This window comes from Mucilaginibacter sp. OK098, from assembly GCF_900142915.1.
Classification (GTDB): Bacteria; Bacteroidota; Bacteroidia; order Sphingobacteriales; family Sphingobacteriaceae; genus Mucilaginibacter.
In genome coordinates this window covers 509,310-532,632 of the sequence record NZ_FRCM01000006.1, presented here as the reverse complement: position 1 = coordinate 532,632, position 23,323 = coordinate 509,310, and the positions used below count along the sequence as shown (strand labels likewise).

The 23,323-nt window shown below is 41.0% G+C and carries 21 protein-coding genes; 14 read left to right on the top strand and 7 right to left on the bottom strand.

Annotated features, from left to right (window positions below; genetic code table 11):
• Positions 1-2: 2 nt before the first annotated feature.
• Positions 3-737 (top strand): LytR/AlgR family response regulator transcription factor, encoded by a 735-nt coding sequence (locus BUE31_RS22155; RefSeq protein WP_073406022.1) that lies wholly within the window; start codon positions 3-5, stop codon positions 735-737.
• Positions 738-929: 192 nt separating this feature from the next.
• Here BUE31_RS22155 and BUE31_RS22150 read toward each other — a convergent pair whose 3' ends face one another.
• From BUE31_RS22150 to BUE31_RS22125, 6 genes are all read right to left on the bottom strand, one after another.
• Entirely contained in the window at positions 930-1,154 is a 225-nt protein-coding gene (locus BUE31_RS22150; RefSeq protein ID WP_073406021.1) for a hypothetical protein, read from the bottom strand.
• A 23-nt stretch (positions 1,155-1,177) separates the two neighbouring features.
• Positions 1,178-2,197 carry a hypothetical protein gene (locus BUE31_RS22145; protein WP_073406020.1) on the bottom strand — a complete coding sequence of 340 codons (1,020 nt, stop codon included), beginning with the start codon at positions 2,195-2,197 and terminating at the stop codon, positions 1,178-1,180.
• 220 nt (positions 2,198-2,417) lie between these two features.
• Entirely contained in the window at positions 2,418-3,179 is a 762-nt protein-coding gene (locus BUE31_RS22140) for a LytR/AlgR family response regulator transcription factor (RefSeq protein WP_073406019.1), read from the bottom strand.
• Positions 3,160-3,900: a sensor histidine kinase gene (locus tag BUE31_RS22135; RefSeq protein ID WP_159440729.1), complete on the bottom strand. Its 741-nt coding sequence runs from the start codon at positions 3,898-3,900 to the stop codon at positions 3,160-3,162. The genes BUE31_RS22140 and BUE31_RS22135 overlap by 20 nt, the downstream gene beginning before the upstream one ends.
• 497 nt (positions 3,901-4,397) lie before the next feature.
• On the bottom strand, positions 4,398-6,866 hold the full coding sequence (locus tag BUE31_RS22130) for a TonB-dependent receptor (RefSeq protein ID WP_073406017.1): 2,469 nt from the start codon (positions 6,864-6,866) through the stop codon (positions 4,398-4,400).
• A 23-nt stretch (positions 6,867-6,889) separates the two neighbouring features.
• Positions 6,890-7,405: a DUF2911 domain-containing protein gene (locus BUE31_RS22125; protein ID WP_200801963.1), complete on the bottom strand. Its 516-nt coding sequence runs from the start codon at positions 7,403-7,405 to the stop codon at positions 6,890-6,892.
• A 221-nt stretch (positions 7,406-7,626) separates the two neighbouring features.
• Here BUE31_RS22125 and BUE31_RS22120 point away from each other — a divergent pair, with 221 nt between their 5' ends.
• The 3 genes from BUE31_RS22120 to BUE31_RS22110 all read left to right on the top strand — a co-directional run bounded on the left by BUE31_RS22120 (position 7,627) and on the right by BUE31_RS22110 (position 9,858).
• On the top strand, positions 7,627-8,643 hold the full coding sequence (locus tag BUE31_RS22120; protein WP_073406015.1) for a sensor histidine kinase: 1,017 nt from the start codon (positions 7,627-7,629) through the stop codon (positions 8,641-8,643).
• A complete protein-coding gene (locus BUE31_RS22115; protein WP_073406014.1) occupies positions 8,640-9,350 on the top strand; it encodes a LytR/AlgR family response regulator transcription factor in 711 nt (236 codons plus the stop codon). Before BUE31_RS22120 ends, BUE31_RS22115 begins: the two co-directional genes overlap by 4 nt.
• A 118-nt stretch (positions 9,351-9,468) precedes the next feature.
• Positions 9,469-9,858, top strand: a complete 390-nt coding sequence (locus tag BUE31_RS22110; protein WP_073406013.1) for a hypothetical protein — start codon at positions 9,469-9,471, stop codon at positions 9,856-9,858.
• Positions 9,859-10,246: 388 nt separating this feature from the next.
• On the opposite strand, the gene mgtE is transcribed toward BUE31_RS22110, so the two are convergent.
• Positions 10,247-11,617: a magnesium transporter gene (gene mgtE, locus BUE31_RS22105; RefSeq protein ID WP_073406012.1), complete on the bottom strand. Its 1,371-nt coding sequence runs from the start codon at positions 11,615-11,617 to the stop codon at positions 10,247-10,249.
• 391 nt (positions 11,618-12,008) lie between these two features.
• Between mgtE and BUE31_RS22100 the strand changes: the two genes are divergently transcribed.
• The 10 genes from BUE31_RS22100 (at position 12,009) to BUE31_RS22055 (ending at position 23,280) form a co-directional block, all read left to right on the top strand.
• Positions 12,009-12,191, top strand: coding sequence for a hypothetical protein (locus tag BUE31_RS22100; protein ID WP_073406011.1), 183 nt, complete (start codon positions 12,009-12,011; stop codon positions 12,189-12,191).
• A 206-nt stretch (positions 12,192-12,397) separates the two neighbouring features.
• Complete coding sequence (locus BUE31_RS22095) at positions 12,398-12,943, top strand: GNAT family N-acetyltransferase (protein ID WP_073406010.1); 546 nt, start codon at positions 12,398-12,400, stop codon at positions 12,941-12,943.
• Between the two features lie 6 nt (positions 12,944-12,949).
• A complete protein-coding gene (locus BUE31_RS22090) occupies positions 12,950-14,122 on the top strand; it encodes a M20 family metallo-hydrolase (RefSeq protein WP_317042445.1) in 1,173 nt (390 codons plus the stop codon).
• A complete protein-coding gene (locus BUE31_RS22085; protein ID WP_073406009.1) occupies positions 14,097-15,437 on the top strand; it encodes a sigma-54-dependent transcriptional regulator in 1,341 nt (446 codons plus the stop codon). Before BUE31_RS22090 ends, BUE31_RS22085 begins: the two co-directional genes overlap by 26 nt.
• Before the next feature lie 238 nt (positions 15,438-15,675).
• Positions 15,676-17,112, top strand: a complete 1,437-nt coding sequence (locus BUE31_RS22080; RefSeq protein ID WP_083620193.1) for an outer membrane beta-barrel protein — start codon at positions 15,676-15,678, stop codon at positions 17,110-17,112.
• A 524-nt stretch (positions 17,113-17,636) separates the two neighbouring features.
• Complete coding sequence (locus BUE31_RS22075) at positions 17,637-18,233, top strand: hypothetical protein (protein ID WP_073406008.1); 597 nt, start codon at positions 17,637-17,639, stop codon at positions 18,231-18,233.
• A gap of 620 nt (positions 18,234-18,853) precedes the next feature.
• Entirely contained in the window at positions 18,854-18,931 is a 78-nt protein-coding gene (locus BUE31_RS31720) for a potassium-transporting ATPase subunit F (RefSeq protein WP_073406113.1), read from the top strand.
• A gap of 12 nt (positions 18,932-18,943) precedes the next feature.
• Positions 18,944-20,662 carry a potassium-transporting ATPase subunit KdpA gene (gene kdpA / locus BUE31_RS22065; protein ID WP_073406007.1) on the top strand — a complete coding sequence of 573 codons (1,719 nt, stop codon included), beginning with the start codon at positions 18,944-18,946 and terminating at the stop codon, positions 20,660-20,662.
• 16 nt (positions 20,663-20,678) lie between these two features.
• On the top strand, positions 20,679-22,706 hold the full coding sequence (gene kdpB / locus BUE31_RS22060) for a potassium-transporting ATPase subunit KdpB (protein ID WP_073406006.1): 2,028 nt from the start codon (positions 20,679-20,681) through the stop codon (positions 22,704-22,706).
• A 10-nt stretch (positions 22,707-22,716) separates the two neighbouring features.
• Positions 22,717-23,280, top strand: a complete 564-nt coding sequence (locus BUE31_RS22055; RefSeq protein WP_073406005.1) for a K(+)-transporting ATPase subunit C — start codon at positions 22,717-22,719, stop codon at positions 23,278-23,280.
• Positions 23,281-23,323 lie beyond the last annotated feature (43 nt).

The window sequence follows — 23,323 nt, the reverse complement described above, 5'->3', positions numbered from 1 at the left end:
CAATGATGATCAATTGTGTAATTGTAGATGACGAACCTTTGGCAAGAGAAGGCCTGATTGATTTTGTGGAGGATGTTGAATTTTTGCACCTGGAGGGGACTTGCGAAAACCCGGTTCAACTGATCGGATTTTTGGAAAGCCACCAGGTAGACCTGGTATTCCTGGATATCCAAATGCCCAAAATGAGCGGACTGGATTTTCTGAGAGTTACTAAAAATCCACCAATGGTAATCCTTACCACTGCCTTCCCGAATTTTGCGCTGGAGGGTTTTAAATTAAATGTGCTGGATTATTTATTAAAGCCGATCACTTTCGACAGGTTTTTTATGGCAGTTAACAAGGCACGGGATTATCAGCGTTTCCTTGCTTTTTCTTCAAATACAAACCCGCAAAAGCCGGTGCCTGTGGATGACTTTTTTTTTATTAAATGCGGCAATAAATACGAAAAGATCTTTTTTGATGATGTGCTTTATTTGGAGAGCATGCAAAACTATGTCAATATTTTTACCACTAAGGGCAAATACATAACCTTAATTAACCTGAAGAACCTGGAGCAAAGTTTTGATAATAGTTCTTTTATGCGGGTACATAAATCCTATATGGTATCTATCCGCAAAATAGAAGTGATTGAAGGTAACGAGATCTTTATGCAGTCCTTTCGCATCCCATTGAGCCGCAGCTACCGTGACCAGGTACTGGAACAGGTGGTTACCAACAGGCTGTGGGATAAAAAATAAACGATGCTTAAGGGTTTGTCATAGTGGGGCGCTGAATTTTGCAAACAGCCCAATCACTTAAGATAATTAAAAAATAGCGCTCCGGATCTCACCCCGAAGCGCCTGGTCATTATAAATGACAATCAACTAAACCCGGTCAATCTCATATTGATCCGTCTTATGCACCTTAAATGGCTATAAGATTTTAAATTACTAATCCGGTAGCTCCTGGCAGAAATATCCTGCGCTTGCTAACAATTGTTTGATTTTTGCATTGTTAATCACCCCAAAAGCGGTTTCGATCCGCAGGATCTGGTCGCAGTCGTCCAGGTCAAAGTTTGCTTTGTATTCCTGAAATCGCTCCGAAAGCAATTGAATAACCTGATCGGATTGATTGGCATTGCAAATGTTGGTTTTAAATATTTCAACTTGTTTCATTGCGTATTTGTTAATAAGAGGTTCTACCTGCTAATTGCTTTCAAAAACGGCAGAACTGAAATAGAAAAATTGATATAGGGAACTGAACCATTACTGCTGTTTATAAAATAATCAGACGGGCTGTCGCCTTTTTTGAATACCCGGGATGACAACGTTGACGACATGCCGCCGCTAACACCCAGGATGATCTTTTTAGTAAGCATGTATTCAAAGGCCGGTCCGGCTTTAAGCTCCAGCGTTGAACTGACGGCATCATGCGGTAAAGGCGGGCTTAAAGTTAAAAAGGATTGGCTGCCACCCAGTTCAGTTCCAAATGAGATCCAACTTTTTGCTGATAATTGCTTTTTCAGTAAAACGCGGGTTGGCAAATCAACAAACAATTGAATATTGCCGGTTTGGAATTGATGCCAGTAACTAAAAAAAGGCAGAACATGAGTAGGGGACATTGGATTATTAATATAATACAACCCTGCTGAAAACGAAGTGGTAGCCGTACGCTTAAACGGAATATTGATCCCGACAATCTCATTAACACTTCTTACCCTGGATAGCTCATCAGTAAGCCCTGTAATACTTGCGGAATAGATCACCGGGTGGTTAAACAAAGTATCCATCCTGGTATAGCTGGCTGTAAGCCCTACCGTTGTGGTATTAATAGCTGAGTTGTATACCGGTATCTGGGAGTTATAGCTGGTAACCTGGCTCAGGTCAATGTGCTGATGCAGGTAGCTGATGTTTGCAGTCAGGCTGTTTTTGCCCCATTGGGCAATGGGCAGGTTGAAGCTTGCCCTTATGCGGGTAAGCTGAACTTTTGCCTTAAATAAATCATTCCCATTGAGCTTGCCGGTAATATCCCCGCCGCCCATAATATCAGTGGAAACAGAAGCCTGCCTCAGAATTGGGTATTTAATAGCGGCAGCACTGAGGTAAACCATTTTAATGGAATCCGCCATCTTTTTCGTCATGGCTTCTTTGGCAGTTTGCGAAAATGACCGGCTTATAAATAACAGCAGTAAAATGCTGATCAATGAAATTTGTTTCATAAAATTTGATGTGTAAATAATATAGAAGATGCCCTATCTCTGAACCACGCATGTCCTGCTCTTAATTTCCCGAAATTACCCCCGAAATAGCTATGTGTCAGGATTTTTACATTGAACGGCACAAAAAGGGAATCGAAACTGACAAAAACGGCAACCAATGGCCAGAATTGATCGGCGGGAAATTATAGGTTAAATGGGCAGGGAGATAGTATGCGGTAATTCAGGCCTCTATCCATTGCAGGAAATCATTCGCTTTTATTTTACTTACGATGATCTTATCAGGGGTATCACAGTTCAATTTAACAAACAGCCGGCGATTAAAATAATGCTCCACATTTTGAATAGTATCCCTGTTAATAATGAATTGACGGTTAGCCTTAAAAAACTGCTGCGGGTTCAGCATGGCTTCCAGTTGGTCCATGGTATGCTGGCTGGTGAATTGATCAGGCCCGGTATGAATATATACTAAACCGTTTTCGGCATAGATAAAACGGATCTCGCCGGTTTTTACAGGAATCATTTTATCCTTAAAATAAACCAGGATAGACTGCTTATATTTTGTGTCCATCTGGCGCAATAACTTGACTAGCTTTTCCTGGTACTGCGCTTGCTGATTTTCAAACAGTTCTTTAAAACGATGATATTTCCCCAGGCTTTGTTCCAGCATGGTTTCATCAATAGGTTTTAACAGGTAATCAATACTGTTGGCTTCAAAAGCCCGGATGGCGTACTCATCAAACGCGGTGCAGAAAATTACGGGCGCGTTCACCTTCACATCCCGGTAAATGTCAAAACTAAGTCCATCACCAAGCTGAATGTCTGAAAAGATCAGATCAGGCGATGGATTTTCTTTAAACCATTGAACTGCGGAACTAACGGAATGCAGGATGGCAATTACCCTGATATCACTATCAATTGCTTCAATTAGGCTTTTTAATTCCTTAGCTGTTTTAATCTCATCTTCAATAATTAATACGTTCATGCTGCATCAATGGTAAAGTTACTTTAAATAGCTCGTCGTTTTTGTAAACGTTGATTTGTTTGCCTGCCAGCAGCTGATAGCGGTCTTTTATATTTTGCAGACCTTTCCCTGTACTTTCTTCCACCGATAGTTTTGGCTGATAGCTATTTTCAATGGTTAACGCAGGCGTTTGATCGGTGTAGATCCGGATAAATAATGGCTGTTCGGGGGATACTATATTATGCTTTATGGCATTTTCAATAAGCAGCTGAAGCGAAAGCGGGGGTATATAAAAGCTTAGAAATCCATCAGGAACATCAATAGAAATTTGTAGTGCCTGTTCAAACCGCTCCTGCAATATGTACAGGTACGATTTCATAAAAGCGATCTCATCTTTTACGCTGGCCAGGTGATGCTCGTTAAAATTCAGCAGGTACCGGTAAACATTAGCCAGCTGTACAACATAGGTTTTAGTTTCATGATCTGGCGCAATTGTTTTTAAAGTACTTAATGAATTAAACAAAAAATGCGGGCTTACCTGTTGTTGTAACGATAAAAGCTGGGCCCTTAATTGCGCTTGTTTGAGTAATTCATTTTCCAGTTTTGATTTTTGCAGTGTGATATTGATCTGGATATTATAGATGATAAAATAGATTAATACGCTGATAAAAGAAGAAGCAGTAAGATTAATGAATACATCATGGATAGTACCAAATCCGGATGTGTTACTCAGTAATGGCATTTTATTAAGCCGGGATAGGAGATAATCTAAGCATAATACAGTACAAATGGCAATTATATTACTGATCAGCCCCTTGGTTATGTTGCCGAAATTTTTAAAAGAATGAAGGATAAAATAATGATGAATAAACCAACAACCGAATACATTGCAAAGAGAAAAGGCGATATATTCTCCTAAAATATAAAGTTGATCAAATTTAAAATGTTCCGATTTTTGTAAAAACCCAGTTATTGCGAAAGCAATGGATAGTAAGATCCCCCATTTAATATGATAGGCTTTAAACATGTATAAATTTCGCTTTAATTCCCGGAGAATCCATCAATAATAAAATCAAATGGACAATTAAGGGTTTGAAAGGGACAATATTACGGTATGGATGAAGCTTATCAGTAAATCAGGCATTTCCTTCTCAATGCCTGATTTTTATTAACTATTAACTGACCCCAAGAACGATTGAAGGAAGATCTTTAGAATTATTTATCCAGTTTTTTTACTGTTTAAGAAGCATCATCAATCCGCTTATCCGGCTTGTCTTCCTTTTTCTTTGGCGGTTTGGAGTTAATACCACTTTTACCAAAACGATAAGTAAACGTAAAAGTGCCCCTTGAACTTATTCTGAGGCGCTCAAAATCTAAAAGTAAGTCGTCACTGCTCCTTAAAAACGCCCATTTACGGCTGTTAAAAATGTCAATACTGTTAAAGCTTAACGAAGCTTTGTTCCCAGGAAAATCATACCTGGCGCCTGCATCCAGTCCAAAGGCAGGGCGGTTCCTATCCTGTACAATTATGTCGGCCGCGCGGTAATCTGCACGGATTTGTACCGAAAGGTTTTTTACAAGCGATACATTATTTGTAATGTTTGCATTCCAGCTCAGGCCGCTATTTGCAGCAATTCCATATTGGGGGGCGGCATCGTTTTTGCGCTCAAAAATATTCGCGTTAGCTGTAAAATCCCATGCTTTAATTAAATCAAAATGACCGATCAATTCAAGCCCTGTTGTAGTGGAGTGCTTTAAATTTTGAGCGGTTGTAATAATAAGTCCATCAACCGGGTCGCTTTCTATGTGTTTAATTACGTTATTAAGCCTGCTGTAATAAAGGCTGGATGTAAATGATATATTTTGCCAGATTTTGTTGTAGCCCAGTTCTAAGGAATTGATGCTTTCGGGGATCAAATGCGGATTACCCGTTTCATAATTAGTAGGGTCAGAAAAATCTGTTGAAGGGTTAAGTTCTCTTGGGGTGGGCCGTGTTACCCTGTTGGTAAAGCTAAATTGCAGCTGCTGATTGTTTTGCAGTTTTTGCGTTAAGAAAACACTGGGGTACAATCCTTTACTTGGAACGCTTATAGGTGTACTATATAACGAGTTGTTTGCATCGTAGCCTTGATAGGTAGCGTTTAAATGGGTGTCTTCAGCTCTTAAACCTACCTCATAACTAAAGTTCTTAACCTGGTTCTGATAATTTAAATAAATAGCATGAACCTGTTGATTGCTGCCGAAAAGATTAGTAAATGAATAAATAGGCTCAGCGCCTGTGTTGCTAAGGTTATAGGCATACTGATTGTTATTACCCAAACTGATCTGGCTGCGGTAACCGGCAGATATTTGCCCGGTTTTACCTGCAGGCAATATATAATCGGCCTGGATATTGTAATTGGCGCCATTGTTCCATATATCACTTTCCAACGGATCGGGATCGGGCCCACGCTCGTTTATAATGTTTGAATGGCTTTGATAAACCTGCAAATTCCTGGATGTGCCATGTGAATAAGCAAAATTGAAGGTCAATTCTTCTTTAGGCTTTTTAAAATGCTGGCTGTAATCAAGGTCCAGCTCATAGCTTTTTCCATTACTATTGGTTGTGTTGTTTTGACGGCTTGATTGGATAGGAACCCTGTTTGCATCCAGGTAATCTAAATCCAAAAGCTCATCGCGGTGAGTATTGCGCAGGTTAAGGCTCCCTGAAACACTTAATATGCTTTTTGGCGATAATGAATAATCAATCCCGGTTTTTAAATTTTGGATCTTATTACTGGTAGTGGAAGGAAATAGCTGATTTGAAAAAACAGTGGCATCGGTTGGGTTTAAAAAGGTCAGATACTGGAAGCCGTTACTATATGTATTACCATCCCGAAGGCTGTAATTTCCATAAAGATTAGCCTTGCTTGTTTGATAGCTTAAATTCGCACTGCCGTTATAGTTCTTCCGGGTACCTGCAGCCAGGGCTACTGATCCGTTAAAACCCGGCTTGCTGTTTTTCTTAAGCACAATGTTGATAATTCCCTGTCCTTCGGCATCATATTTAGCTGATGGGTTGGCAATTACCTCTACCGTTTCAATAGAGCTGGCAGGGGTAGATTGAAGAATTTGTGTAATATCGCCGCCGGCGATAAGGGAGGGTTTGCCATCAATCAATACCTTAACCCCGGTTGATCCGCGCAGGCTAACGTTACCATTTACATCAATTTGCAGCGTGGGTACATTTTGTAAAAGGTCTGCCGCGGTGCCACCCTGGCTCACCAGGCTTTGATTTACAGCAAACACTTTCTTGCCGGCGCTATTTTGCAGCGTGGCTTTTTTTGCGCTAACTGTTACTTCATTCAGCATTTTGCTTTTTGCCGCATTCATACTGATCTCGCCTAAATTTAAAATCCCGGCTGACGGGTCGAGCACAATATTTTCTTTAACAACCGGATCATAGCCAACAAAACTTAACCGGATTGTAAAGGTACCGGCAGGTAAATTATCCATCACAAAACTGCCGTTCAAATCTGTTTGTGTGCCTTTAACATTAGCTTTGGTATTTTGGTCTGTTAAAGCTACGGTGGCGAAAGAGATAACTTCCTGCGTTTGGGAATCCTTTACAATGCCGGTTATTTTTCCAATATTTTGAGCATACAGAGCAGAAGTAACACTCAAAAGCATTAAAATAATTGCTATTAATTTTATTTGAAATAATTTCATTATGTGGGGTCGGTTTATGATTTTTAATGTATAGGGATGAAAACTGACAACTTATCCCAGTCTAATGAAAACCCTTTAGCAGTGATTTTATAGATCAAAATTTCCTGTGCATTCTGTAATGGCGCGGTGTTTACATTTACGCGAAGCTGATCCTGGGTTTCGTCATACTTGAAGGCGCCCCACTGTTTGGGTACTTTATTAAAAACAGCAATCCATTGTGCATTTTCTTTAGGGACCAGGAAAAAACCGTATTTGCCGGCGGGCAATAGTTTTTTGCCTATTTTAAGATCCTTATCGGTTTCAAAAGTTGTGGCCTCATTAGCTCCCGCCCGCCATACTTTATCATAAGGAACTAACCCGCCCCAAATTGTTCTTCCTCTTACTGATGGACGGCTGTAATGAATAGTGATGGTAGCACCGCTGAACCTCCCGGTTACTGAATCCGGCAGGCTTACCCTTGGTTTTGGAGTTTGGGAATAGACTGAAGAAGAAATGATTACTGCTGCTAAAAGCAGGATTACGTTTTTAATTTTTTTCATGACTTTGATTTTTGATGATCAAAACTGCTTTTTGCAAACCGCCTTCAATAATCTTTTCGACACAGTTGTTTTTATTTCTAACGGAGCTGGTTGTTTATTCGACGGGAGGAGTTTTAGCGCCTTTATAACCAGTTACCTGAATTTTTAAGGTATTTGTCGAGAAAAATACCTCAACGGCATAAAACAGTACCCGGAAACCAAAAAGCTTGGTATTTTTGAATATGAAGATATGGAGGCACGGACCGGGTATTGTTCAGCTCCAGGTACTGATCTGGCTAGCCGTATTATTGTTGATCTTTTTTTCGCTGCTGCCGATGGATGGCTTCCTGAAATCAGAGCTATACACTATTGTCAACACAGCATCCTACGCGATCATTATCTATGGGAATATCCTGGTGCTGTACCCGGTGTTTTATCAGAAAAGAAAGTTTGTTTGTTACGGCCTGCTGGTGGTGCTTTTCCTGGTTATAACAGGGGTTTTGCGGGGCTATGCCACTATAGTGCTTTACCGCCATTTTTTATTGATAAAAACAGTCCCGGTAAGCTTTTTTACATTGCTTAATTATGTTCCGGGTGGAATTCTGATCTATATTCTCAGCCTGGTTTTTCGGATCTCTATTGCATATTTTACCCTGAAGCAACAAACGGAAGAAATAATGCTGCAAAAAAGCCAGGCCGAGCTCAATTTACTCAAATCGCAGGTACAGCCTCATTTTCTGTTCAACACCCTCAACAACATTTACTATAAGGTTTACAAGGTTGATCCCCGGTCGGCAGGTTTAATAGAGCGCCTGTCAGACATCATGCGTTATTTTGTTGATGAAAGCCCGAAAGACGTAGTGCCGGTAACCACTGAAGTGGAGTTTATTGAAAACTATATGGAACTTGAAAAAATCCGGATCAGGCATGGAGCTGTCATTGATTTTGAAAAAGCTTACAATCCCGAACTCCGTATTCCGCCGATGTTGCTAATGACCTTTGTGGAAAATATTTTCAAGCATGGGATAGATAAGTCAAGCAAAAAAAATCAGATAACTATTTCACTGATTCAAAAAGATGGCTACCTGTTTTTTAAAACCAGCAATCGTAAACTCAGATCTATGACCAGCCAGGCTAATGGATTTGGGATAGCTAATCTGACTAAAAGGCTCACCATGTTATATGGCTCAAATTTTGAACTAACTATTGATAAAACCGGGGAGTTATACCGTGCATTTTTAAAAATACCACTTCTATGAATTTAAGCTGTATAATTATTGATGATGAGCCTGACGCTGTAGATCTGCTGGAGCTGCTTATTAAACAAAGCACATCATGGCGGCTAAAAGCCAAGTGTTATGACGCATTGGAAGCATTGGCGTTTTTAAAGAAAAACCAGGTTGATTTTATTTTTTTGGACATTAACATGCCGCAGCTAACCGGTATGGAACTGGCGGGCATATTGCCACCCCAAACCAAAATTGTTTTTACCACAGCTTATTCAGAACATGCATTGGAAAGCTATACTTTTCAAACTATCGATTACCTTCTAAAACCGATTACCTTAAAACGTTTCCTGTCGTCAGTACAAAAAATAGAACAGTATTTCTCAAAAAAAGAACCGGAACAGGCTCCGGATGCAGAACCGGTACAAGGTTATTTTTTCGTAAAATCAGGTAAAGTATTAAGAAAAATAGTACTAAAGGAGATCCTGTATTTTGAAGGAGAAAAAGACTATGTAAGACTGGTAACCGGCGATGAACAATTATTGATATACCGCCGGTTAAAAGATATTGAGGGCCAACTGAAGTCGCCGTTTATCAGGGTTCATAACTCTTATATAATTAATTATGAACAGCTTAGTAAAATTGAAGATAATCATATTTCTATTGCCGATAAGCGGATCCCGGTGAGTGACAAATTCAGGGATGCATTTATGGAGGTTATCAACCAAAAGAAATTTTGATTGCGCATAATTTCCATGCCCGTTAAAAATATTTATTTTATTAATTGAGAAGCCAATATTTGAAAATGTCCGTCTAATTGGTAAGTTTTGAATAAATTAATATTAACAATAACGCTCTGTGAAAACTACAGTATTAATATCCCGCATTTTACTTGGATTCCTTTACCTGGTATTCGGTCTAGATTACTTTCTGCATTTTATACCCTATCAGCCATTGCATACAGGCAAAGCCGGGGCTTTTATTGCCGGACTTAAGGGTACCGGTTACTTTTACCCCATGCAAAAAATCATACAAATAACAGGTGGCTTATCTTTATTGTTTAACCGTTATGCTCCGTTCTTCGCGGTTGTGCTTTTCCCCATCAGCTTAAATGTATTATTGTTTCATACTATTTTAGTACCGTCCGGCTGGCTAATGGGAGTTTTTCTGCTTGTGCCTAACCTTCTTTTAGGGTATGGTTACCGTAAGTATTATAGTGGTATGTTTACACTAAAAGCAATTGTATAATGAACCTCATTAATATGGATTATACAACCAATGCTCTAACATCAAGCTGCGGCAAAAAAGGGGCAATTTAAAACGATGGCTGGCAATGTCATTAAGCTAAGAGATAACACAAGCGTGATTCTCCCCAAAAGCTTTGTAGCCCCCTCTAAATCTCCCCCGGTAGGGGAGACTTTAGTTTCGCCCGCGTTTATTTTTTTCAAGTCCTCCCTACCGGGGAGGATTATTCACAGTTGTTTATTTTTAATAGGCATTCATGAGGGCTATGCCGTTTAGGTGGGGCTATTGGACGTTGCCATGTGGTTAGTTATAGCCAACATTCTCTTGACTTAATGACAATGCAATAACGACACGGCTGGAAATGTTAATTCTGTTAATTATAAATAAAGTGTTATTTTAAATAAATGATAGAGGCAATACTAAAATAAATAATTAGCCCGGTCACATCAACAAGGGTAGCTACAAAAGGCGCTGAGGAAGTAGCCGGGTCGAATTTAAGCCGTTTAAGTAATATCGGGATCATGGAACCGCTTAAGGTTCCCCACATTACAATGCCGATCAATGAAAAGAAAATGGTGCTTCCCATCAGTAAAAATTTAGCGCCGTAATCGTACCAGTGCAAATACTGCCATGTTATAATCCGCAAAAAACCGATGCTGCCTAAAATTATTCCTAAAATTAATCCCGAAAACAGCTCCTTCTTCATCACATACCACCAATCTCTTACAGTAAGTTCACGCACGGCCATTGCGCGGATAATTAATGTGGCCGCCTGTGAGCCGCAATTACCTCCGCTCGAAATTACCAATGGAACAAACAAGGCCAGGACAACAGCTAATTCTATCTCTTTTTCAAAATGTCCCATTGCTGTAGCGGTAAGCATTTCACTCAGAAAGAGGATAATTAACCATCCTGCGCGTTTTCGGATCAGGGAAAATAATGGTGTTTTTACATAAGGGTATTCAAGAGATTCAACACCCCCGAATTTCTGCATTTCCCTGGTATCACGTTGTTGGGCTGCATCTATAATATCATCAATGGTAACGATCCCTAAAAGCTGGTTTTCAGCAGTAACTACAGGTAAAACGTTTCGGTCATATTGTTCAAATTTACCGATGGCTTCACCTATTGGATCATTAACTTGCAGACAGATAAATTGATGATCCATTATATCTTCAATTCGTTTTTTAGAATCGTTTAAGACCAGTCTCCTTACCGGGATATCATCAATCAGTTCCCCTTTTTCATCCACCACATATAATACATTTGCACTATCTGAATCGGGCTGGTTCTTTTGTAAATAATCGATAGCCTGGGCAATCGTCATTTCTTTTCTAAGGGTAACAAATTTGGTATTTAATAATTTACCTACGCTCTGCGGTGAGTAACCTAGCATTACTTCGGTAGCTTTTCTGTTATGATCATCCAAATGAACCAGCAAAGCCGACCGCTGAATGCCCTTTAAGCTCATTAAAAAGGCATAACGATCAACAGAACTCAGGTGATTTAGAATATAACTCTTTTGTTGAACGGGTGCATTTTTGATCAGCTGGTTTTGCAGATAAGGCCCCAGGAAAGGGAAAACGTTAACCTGCCTTTCTTCAACAAAAGAATCAAATATTCCCCGGGCTTCACTAAGCGATACCGAATTTAGCAGCGTAGCTATTTCCGAAGGATGAAATTTTTCTTTTGAATCTTTACTAAATAACTTTTTCAGATCTCCTTTTAAAACAAGGTCTTTTATATCTGTAAGTGATTTCATTGATCGTGAAAATTATTGTGAATGTGTTGAGCAAATTAAGGCAATTAATTATTATCAAAAAGATTAATTGCAGCTGATAAATCTAAGGCATTTTACTATTACTTGTTTGCGGATCAGTTTAGGTATTTATTAACTTCAATCACACCTGTTACCATTCCCAATAAAAATTAAGGTTATTGTTAACCGGCATTAAATATGTTGAACACTATCATTTTGATAATTCCATACCATCAAAATGAAAGGTTTTAAAAAATGAACCGTCCTCTTTTAAAAAATAAACTGCGTTTTTATCTTATAGATGAAGTTAATTGGAATTTAATAAACCGTGGCATGTTCCTGGCTAATGGTATCTCAGAAGTCAATTTTCATAAATATATTTAAACATTATATAATGACAGCATTTTATATCGTACTAAAAGTAAGCGCCTTATTAGCTATTATAGTACTCCCATTAATCGGCCCGAAAAAGAAAAAACCGGTAACTGTAAAAGCCATGAGTAACCTGTCGGTAAATGAGAATGGCTACCTGGAACATTTTACCGGCAGCACTATGGATCATCACTCAGTTTATTAATTCTCTAAACGGATAAATTCGGGAAAAAAGCCTTTCATTTTGAGAGGTTTTTTTTATGCGTTAATAATCTCCCAATGAATAAAAACTGCATTTAAATGATTTAAAAGCCCAATTCCGGATAGCCTGGCACAATAGGCATTCTTTTGGTATATGAATATTTACAGTTAAAAAACTTTCAAGGTTTTAACTGAAATAAACTAAAAGAAATGGAAGATGAACGAATTATTATAAGGTCGGCAATACCGTCTGACGTAGTTTTTGCTGACCAGATTATTCATGAGATGGAAAGTTCCGCTATTGTACGGGGCTCCGGAATATCAAAAAGATCGGTAGCCGCTATAATAGAAAAGATTGACGCCGGGAAGGCTATTGTAGCCGTTACAGAAAGTGGCGAATGGGTGGGTTTCTCCTATATTGAAACCTGGGACAATGAAAAGTTTGTCTCTAACAGCGGCCTGATCGTATCTCCTGATCACCGCAACCAGGGGGTAGCCTCCCTTATCAAAACGCAAATATTTGAGCTGTCAAGAAGCAGGTATCCCCTGGCAAAAGTGTTCAGCATCACCTCCGGTTCGGCTATCATGAAGCTGAATACCCGCCTGGGTTTCGAGCCGGTTACCTATGGCGAAATTGCACAGGAGCCGACTTTTTGGGATGGCTGTAAAAGCTGCGTAAGTTATGATGTTTTGCAAAGTAAGAACAGGTGCAATTGTCTTTGCACCGCAATGATGTTTGATCCAAAATTAAACTGAAAAATTATGATGATTAAAAATTTCAAAGCAAGAGAACTTTCAACGGTTCGCGAAAGAATGCCATTAAGCAACCTGCTATTCAGTGAGTCGGTTTCCTTATTGCAAAGGCTTATTAAAACACCCTCATTCAGCGGACTAGAAACAGAAGCAGCGGACCTGATCCAGGAATACCTGGCAAGCTATTCGATAAAGTGTAAGCGGAAAGGGAATAATTTATGGAGTTATAATAAGTTTTATGATCCGTCAAAGCCAACAATTTTGCTGAATTCTCATATTGATACGGTTAAACCGAACGACGGCTATACCAATGATCCTTTTTGCCCGGAGATCATAGGCGGGCGTTTATATGGGCTGGGCAGTAATGATGCCGGGGGATGCCTGGTATCGTTAGTTGCTACTTTCCTGCACTTTTATAGCTACCAGGGCCTGGGATTTAATATTTGTTTGGCGTTAACTGCAGAAGAAGAAAATTCGGGCCAGAACGGGATCAAGTCAATTTTGCCTTTATTGGGTAAATTGGAGCTTGCCATTGTAGGTGAGCCTACCCTTTTACAGATGGCCGTGGCTGAAAAAGGAAATTTGGTTATTGATTGCGTTAGTACAGGGCGTTCCGGCCATGCAGCAAGAGAAGAAGGCGAGAATGCTATCTACAAATGCATGAAGGACCTTGATTGGTTCAGAAACTACCAGTTCCCCCAACAACTGGAAGGTTTAAGCCCGGTGAAAATGACGGTAACCACTATAAAGGCCGGAATGCAGCATAATATTGTGCCGGGCAAGTGTGAGTTTACCGTGGATATTCGCAATGACGATACCTATACACAGGAGTATATATTAAATACGATAAAAAATGCAGTGTCTGCTGAACTCAGCGTACGGCCGGGTTCATTGGGTGCGTCATCGGTGCCTTTTGATCACCCAATAGTAAAAACAGGAATAGCTATAGGATGTAAAACTTATAGCTCGCCAACAACATCCGACCAGGCATGGCTGTCAATCCCTTCAGTAAAGATCGGGCCCGGTGATTCTGCGCGGTCGCATTCTTCCGATGAATATATTTTCCTGGAGGAAATAAAGAATGGCATCAATTTATATATCAAACTGCTGGATGCGCTCCCGCTGATGCTGATCAATAATCCAAATAAGTACAAAAATGAAATCAAACATATTAATAATTGATGATGAGGTTAAACTCAGCGCCTTGCTTGCACGCATACTTGAAATGGAGGGCTACCATGTTTTACAGGCAGCTAATGCTAAAGGCGGCATCCGCATGATAGAGCAGGAGGATATCAGGGTTGTATTAAGCGATGTAAAGTTGCCTGATGCCAATGGTGTGGAGCTTGTAAAGAAAATAAAACAGATCAAACCTTATATTGAAATAATTAACCTCACGGCATTCGGTTCAATAAGCGATGGCGTTTTGGCGATTAAGAACGGCGCCTTTGACTATTTAACAAAAGGCGACGATAACGAAAAAATTATCCCCCTGGTTAGTAAGGCTCTTGATAAGGCTAATCTGCAATTCCGGTTAAATAAGCTGGAGCAGCAGATTGAAGAACAAAGAGGATTTCCGATAGTTTTAGGTCAGTCCCCGGCAATAATAGAGGCCGTTGAGCTGGCTAAAAAGGTTTCCAAAACTGATGCTACCGTGCTTTTGCTTGGTGAAACCGGCACCGGGAAGGAGGTTTTTGCAGAAGCCATTCACCAGGAAAGTTTAAGAAAAGATAAACCCTTTGTGGCCGTTAACTGCAGCGCATTCAGCAAGGAATTGCTGGAGAGTGAATTGTTTGGCTATAAGGCCGGGGCTTTTACAGGTGCTTTAAAAGATAAAAAAGGCCTGTTTGAGGAAGCCAGCGGCGGCACCATTTTTTTGGATGAATTAGGAGAAATGAGCCTTGATTTGCAGGCTAAGCTTTTAAGGGTATTGGAAAACGGCACCTTTATAAAAGTTGGCGAAACAAAAATGACTAAAGTTGATATTCGCCTTATCGCGGCAACCAACCGTGACCTGCAAAAAGAGGCAGAAGAAAGTCACTTTCGCCTTGACCTGTATTACCGTTTGTCTGGCTTTTCAATTGTTCTGCCGCCACTAAGGGAAAGAACCGGGGATATAGAAACACTTGCCCACCACTTCATAAAAATTTATGCAGGGAAAGTGAAAAAGAAGGTGCCTGAGGTTGATGAGCGCTTTTTCAAACTCTTGAATCAGCATAAGTGGAACGGAAATATCAGGGAATTAAAAAATGTGATTGAACGGGTGATCATTTTGATGGATGAACCGATCCTGACACCTAAGCTATTACCTTATGAATTCCACAATGGCGGCTACTATGACCTTATGGCGCTTGACCTTGATAGCGTGGAGAAACACCACATCAACCGGATCTTAAAATATGCGAAAGGAAATAAAACAGAAGCCGCAAGGATCCTGGGGATTGGCCTTGCTACGCTGTACCGAAAGATTGAAGAATACCACCTCCTTTTAAATTGATCATTTTGAGAAAATGACCCGAACGAAATGAGAATCTTTTTGTGAACCGGCTTAATACAGTCGGTTCTTTTTTTTATAATCAATTGATAAACATTTACTTATTAAAATAAAATAAAAGCTGGAATAACGATTGCCTTTATTGGCACGGATCAGGATCATTTGATTTTAATCCAAAAACATATCCGGGATCAGCCAAACACCGCTGCTCCGGATAAATTAACATCCAAATTATTAAAAAATGAAAAAAGTTTTATTGTCAATTACTTTAGGGGTATCGCTAACTTATGCATACTCCCAAAGTCAGCCTGTTCTTGCCTCCAACAAAAATCAGGAGGTTAAGGTTCCATCATTTATAAAAGCCGATACTGCGGTAAAAAAAGACACAGTTAAGGCTGTAAGCGAACCATTTGCATTTGGTGATTTTACCTGGCTAAATGGAAACGACCGCAGGCACAGCGCCCTGCTTGATTCAAAATATTTTACCGGCCGTATTTTACTTGATGTAAACTACACCGCATCAAACAATAACCCTATTGACCATACGGTTGTGGGATCAACCGCATTGGCTCATGATCACGAGTTTGAAATATCCACTGCCGCATTTGGCGGTGATTTTCATTATGATAATGTTAGGGCGACCATACTTACTCAATTTGGTACGCGATCAACAGTAGTTCCCCGTAATGATTTGAGCGTTACCCGGGGGCAATTTGACCAGGCGACGGCTTATCGCTACTTAAGCGAAGCAAACGCTGGCTACCACTTTAATGTGCTGCATGGTATTAACGTTGACGCAGGGATCTTTATGTCATACGTTGGTTTGTTCTCTTATTATAATGCCGAGAACTGGGCTTACCAGCCGTCATTTACTTCAGATAATACGCCATGGTTCTTTAATGGGATAAGGGTGCAGATCTTCGTTTCTGATAAGCTGAAAATTGAGCCATGGTTGATAAACGGCTGGCAATCGTATGGTATGTTTAACAGCCAGCCGGGAATAGGCGGCCAGATTTTATGGCGCCCGGTTGAATGGTTCCAGGGTTTAACAAATACCTACTATGGCGCTGATACCCAGGACAAACCCGGCAGAAAACGCTTCCACTCTGACAACAGCATTGAGGTCCGGTATTTTAAAAGCACCAACAAAAATAGCTTTATAAACAGCATGGCATTTTCAGTTACGGGAGATATTGGCTTTGAAAAAGGTGATGGGGTAAATGGTTTTCATGCCGACCCGGTTAAAGGACCGGCCCAATATTTTGCGAGTGGTATGGCATACAACCGCGTAATATTTGGTAAAGGCCATTATGGCTGGACAATTGGCGGCGGCGTGATCAATAACCCAGGACGTTACCTGGTATTGTATCCAACCGGCGATGCTAATCCTATTCCGGCAATTAACACAGGGGCAACAGGCTCACATCCGTTTAGCGCAAACCCTGGTGACCAGTTTCATGGTTATGACTATTCTACAACGTTTGACATCATGCCAAACGATTACCTAACATTTCGTTTAGAGATGGTTCATCGCCATGCCAGTGTGCCTTACTTTGCAGGCCATGGAGGTGTAACCTCGCCCGATGGTTATAATACAACCCCGGTACCATCAGATTTTAAACCGGATTTGGTGCCATCAGAAACAAGGTTTATAGCTGCATTGCTGGTGCGCTTTTAACAAGCAGATACACAAAGCAATTTTGTCATCCTGAACGAAGTGAAGGATCTTCAGCACGCGATGTTCACGGCGGAAAAGTAGGTCGGCGACATGTCAAATGGATACCTTTCTCACGGATAAGATCCTTCACTTCGTTCAGGATGACAAAAAAATTAAGCCGCAGCAAGATTGAAAGATTGCCTGCGGCTTTTTTTATGAAAAATGTGAAATAATAAATGCTTCCTCATTATGATAATAGGCCTTTATCATAATGAGCAAAAATGAAAAAATAGCAGGTCTATAATTAAATTAAATAATTGATTTCCAGTTATTTAACTCGTATTTTCAATATTGTTACCGGTGTGGCATTTCAATGGCATATACTCACCTATATCAGGTAAATAAAGATAATAATTAAGCACAGCACTAACTTACCCTTCATTGTTTAGGTAAGTTAAGGTTGAATAAAAGAGCCGGGTTTTGCCGCCCGGCTTTTATTAAAAAACCGGCAAAATTTATACCCCGCATACTTAAATAAATATAAAATGAAAAATTCAATTAAAACAATTGCTGCAATAGCAATAATAAGTTTATCGGCACTGCGTTTACAGGCACAAACTTCAAACGGAACTACCGGCGTTTATTTGACAGAACAGGATTACAGATCAAACAAATTAACCTACACCTTATCGCCAACCGATAAAATGCAGCTCAACGAATTCCTGGATGGAAAAAACATTAACCTTGTTTACCAGGGTAAAAAGTTGACGCTGGCTAAAAGTGAAATATTCGGGTACAGAATGCACAGCCACGATTTTCGCTTCTTTCACAATGAGGCTTACAGTATAGTGGATACTGCCGGCTTTACGCTTTATAAGAAAGATAAGCTAACCCAGCAGGGAAAAGGATACTCGCCCGTAGAAACTTATTTTTATAGCATAAACTTACAGCAACCGGTACAAAAACTAACCATTGAAAACCTTTGGAACAGCTTTCCCACACAAACAGCGTTCAGATACAGCATTCAAAATAATTTTAAACAGGATGCAGATCTGATAGCTTATGATAAGCTTTCAAACCAATATAAGCTCAAGTACCTTTATTTTCAGCAAAATGGAGCAATGGCCCATGCCAACCTTTAATTAATAATTTACTACAATTGACTATATAATTGAACTACCCTGTTCGAGAAAAGCCCCGCTATGCGGGTTTTTTTTGTGGGCTGATTTTTATTGCCGGGCTACCACCGCCAGCCCTCCCCGTGCTGTGTCCCCACAGCACACCGTCGGAAAGGAACGCGTTTAGGCTTAACACGCTCCCTATCGCAAGCCTTTGACCTGCGCTGGTTTATTAGGCCCATTCAGGGCCGGGAAATGGAAGCTCTATCCACAAATCAAAGCCCTGAATGGGCAACATGCAAAAGCCGCAGGTCGCAGGCCTGCCTTAATTTGCCGGTTATGATGTGCAAGCATAACCTATAAACAAACAACAGTAAATCATGGCGTCCCCTAGCCTTTTTGATAATAAACCCTATCATTTTGATAGGTTATTTTACCTGTGTTTTCAATTTTTCTGTAATTTATACTATGTTAATTAGCTGATAATAAGTAGCTTGAATAAATAAATCAAATTGGTGGTATACCCTTTGCCAATGTCTGTAAAACTATAAGACTATGAACACTATCATTCTTTTCATCGCCCTGCTAATTGGCTGTTGGCTCATTTTCAAATCCATTGACTATTTCGAAAAAATCTAAAAATTATGTTAGCCCTATTCATCGTAGCAATTGCAGTTTTCATATACATGATATATGTACTGCTTAAACCCGAAAAATTTTAATTGTAAAAGACAATGAACACTGAATTACTTGGAATTATTGCCTCGTTTGCCATCACGATGCTGATCGCAATTCCGCTTGGCAGGTACCTGGCAAAAATGTATGCCGGGGAAAAAATATGGACGGATTTTTTGAAGCCGGTAGAAAAAGGCATTTTTAAACTATCCGGAATCAACCCTAATGAGCCGATGAACTGGAAACAGTTCCTCAAAGCCATGATCTCTATCAATATTTTATGGCTGGTATATGGCTTTTTTGTGTTGATATACCAGGATAAGCTGCCTCTTAATCCAGATGGGAACGTTGGGCAGTCGGCTGATACGGCATTTAACACCATCATCAGCTTTGTGGCCAACTGTAACCTGCAGCACTACTCTGGCGAAAGCGGCGCCACTTATCTTACCCAGCATTTCATCTTTATGTTCCTGCACTTTGTAAGCGCCGCTACAGGGATGGCTTGTGCGGTTGCCATATTCAAAGCCTTCAGGGATAAAACAGCTACCGACCTTGGTAACTTCTGGAACTTCTTTTTAAAATCCATCACACGTGTGTTGTTGCCTGTGTCAATCGTTATCGCGTTAATTTTAACCTTTAACGGTACACCAAGCAGCTACGCAGGCAAGGATAAATTTATTTCGTTACAGGGTGATACCGTAAATATGTCGCGCGGACCGGCTGCACAAATGATAGCTATTAAGCATTTGGGCACAAACGGCGGCGGCTGGTTTGGTGCTAACTCTGCCCATCCGCTCGAAAATCCGAACTACCTGACCAACATGACCGAAATTATTGCCCAGTTTATTATACCGGTAGCCATGATCCTGGCATTTGGTTTCTTTATCCGCCGTAAAAAATTAGGCTGGATGATGTTTGGGGTGATGATGTTCGGCGTGATGATGTTTATGATCCCGACAATAACCAGCGAGCTGGGGGGCAACCCGCTGATCGCAAAAATGGGCATCAGCCAGGCAGCGGGAGCTATGGAGGGCAAGGAAGTCCGCATTGGGCCAACAGCAACGGCTTACTGGAGCGTGCTAACCACCGTAACCTCAACGGGTTCTGTTAATGGCATGCACGATAGTACAATGGCCCTTACCGGTTTATGGCAATTACTCGCCATGATGGTTAACGGCTTCTTCGGCGGCTGCGGTGTAGGCCTTATGAACTACTTTATATATGTAATTATTGCGGTGTTTATATCTGGCCTTATGGTTGGTCGAACCCCTGAGTTCCTTGGCCATAAGGTCGAGGCGCGGGAGGTAAAGATTGCAGCCCTGATAACACTGCTAAGTCCGTTCCTTATTATGGCAGGAACAGCGCTCGCCAGCTATATGGTTACTGCCCATGCCAATATTGATTGGGCTGTAAAGCCATCCACCTGGCTCAACAACCCTAAATACCACGGCTTTTCGGAGATGTTGTATGAATACACCTCATCAAACGCCAATAATGGTTCAGGTTTCGAGGGTTTAGGCGATGGTAACATCTTCTGGAACGTAACAACCGGTATAGTGATCCTGTTAGGTCGCTTCCTGCCGATCATCGGCCCGGTAGCCATTGCAGGCTTACTTGCACAGAAGAAGTTCATCCCGGAATCAGCCGGTACTTTAAAAATCGATACGCTCACTTTTGGAATAATGACTTTTGCCGTCATCGTAGTACTAAACGCTTTGTCGTACTTCCCGGCGCTTGCGCTTGGCCCATTGGCAGAACATTTTTCCATGCTTAAGTAACAGATAAATCAGAACAATGAAAAATCAATCAAATAAATTATTTGAATCAGCCCAGGTTCAAACTGCCTTAAAAGAATCATTCATTAAACTGGATCCCAGGGTGATGATTCACAATCCGGTGATGTTTACCGTGGAGATAGGTACATTGGTAATGGCGGTGGTAAGCATTTACAGCTTTTCGCACCATGACCAGGGATCATTTGGGTATAACTTATCCATATTTGTTATCCTGCTTTTAACCGTGCTTTTCGCCAATTTTGCCGAAGCTATTGCCGAAGCACGCGGAAAGGCACAAGCCGATAGCTTACGCAAAACCCGCCAGGAAACTCCTGCAAAGGTTGTTATGGAAGATGGAAGCATAGTAGTTAAATCTTCGAGCGATTTACGCAAAGGTGATGTGTTTGTCTGTGAAACAGGTGACACGATCCCAACTGATGGCGAGATCATAGAAGGGATTGCCACTATCGATGAATCGGCCATAACAGGCGAGTCAGCACCGGTGATCCGCGAATCAGGTGGTGATAAATCATCAGTAACAGGTGGTACCAAGGTATTGTCTGACGAAATAAAAGTAATGGTATCTACCCAGCCGGGCGAAAGCTTTTTGGATAAGATGATTGCTTTGGTTGAGGGTGCCTCGCGCCAAAAAACACCAAACGAGATTGCTTTAACCATTTTGCTTGCCAGCTTTACGCTGATATTCATTATTGTTTGCGTTACGCTGCAGCCGTTTGCAAATTATGCAAATACGCCTATTACCATTGCAGCCCTGATCTCACTGTTTGTATGTTTGATCCCAACCACTATTGGCGGCCTTTTATCAGCCATTGGGATTGCCGGTATGGACAGGGCCTTAAGAGCTAATGTGATCACTAAATCGGGCAAGGCAGTTGAAACAGCTGGTGATATTGATGTGCTTTTACTTGACAAAACAGGTACCATTACTATAGGTAACCGTAAGGCAACGCACTTTTGGCCTGCCACAGGCATCGCGCCCGATGATTTAATAACAGCCTGCGTATTGGGGTCTTTAGCAGATGAAACACCCGAAGGTAAATCTATCGTAGAGTTAGCAGCCGGTCATTTTAAATTACCTGTTGCCCCTGCAAATTCAGAATTTGTGAAATTTACTGCGGAAACAAGGTCGAGCGGGATCAATACGCCTGATGGCTTACGCATCCGTAAAGGGGCGTCTGATTCCATCAAAAATATCGCGCTGAAGGCAGGCAACCCTTTCCCTGATGAAGTTGATGAAAGGGTAAAGATCATTGCTTCCAATGGTGGTACACCCCTTGTAGTTTCGCAAAACGAAAAAATTCTTGGTGTTGTTGAATTGCAGGATATCATTAAAACCGGCATTGCCGAACGTTTTGAGCGCTTGCGTAAAATGGGTGTTAAAACTGTAATGGTTACCGGTGATAATCCTTTAACCGCCAAGTTTATTGCTGAAAAGGCTGGTGTTGACGATTATATTGCCGAAGCTAAGCCCGAGGATAAGATGAACTACATTAAGCTTGAGCAAAACAGCGGTAAGCTTGTGGCTATGATGGGTGACGGTACCAATGATGCCCCGGCCCTTGCACAAGCTGATGTTGGCGTTGCCATGAACAGCGGTACCCAGGCAGCAAAAGAAGCCGGTAATATGGTGGATTTGGATAATGACCCAACCAAGCTGATCGAGATTGTTGAAATTGGAAAACAATTACTGATCACAAGAGGAACGCTTACCACATTTTCAATAGCAAATGACGTGGCCAAATATTTTGCCATCGTGCCTGCTTTGTTTATGGCTTCTATCCCTGCCTTGCAGAGCATCAATATAATGGGGCTGCACAGTCCTGAATCGGCAATCTTGTCGGCGGTTATATTTAACGCTATTATCATCCCTATGCTGATCCCGCTGGCACTCAGAGGGGTTGAATACAAACCAATAGGAGCAAGCGCCTTGTTACGCCGTAACCTGATGATTTACGGGGTTGGTGGTGTTATAGCGCCATTTATAGGGATCAAGTTAATTGATCTTATTGTTGCACACATCATTTAATATTAATACAATGAAAAAGTATATTATTCCATCAATAAGGATCACCATCGTACTTACTATAGTATTATGTGTTATCTACCCGGTTTCTATCATGTTGGCCGGGAAGCTTTCAAAAGGTGCCGGCAACGGAGAAACAGTAGTGGTGAACGGTAAAGTAGTTGGCTATGCCAATGTAGGGCAAAGCTTCACCAAACCCCAATATTTTTGGGGCAGGCCCTCAGCTGTGGCTTATAATGCAGTCGGATCCGGAGGTTCCAATAAAGGGCCAAGCAACCCTGATTACCTGAAAGATGTTTCTAATAGAATAGACACACTTTTAAAATACCATCCTTACCTTAAGCGCAGCGAGATCCCTGCCGATCTGGTTACCGCATCCGGTAGCGGTCTGGATCCGGACCTGTCGCCCGAGGCTGTAAAAATACAGATAAAACGAGTGGCAAAATTCAGAAAGCTTGATGAGCAAAAAATTGCTGCATTGGTTGATAGCCATATTGAAGCCCCTTTGTTAGGCTTATTTGGCCCCCCAAAAGTTAATGTGCTAAAATTAAACGTAGCGCTTGACCAACTGAAATAACCTGTCTACGGCAGAAAGTCGGCTATTTGACCTTATGGCCAGC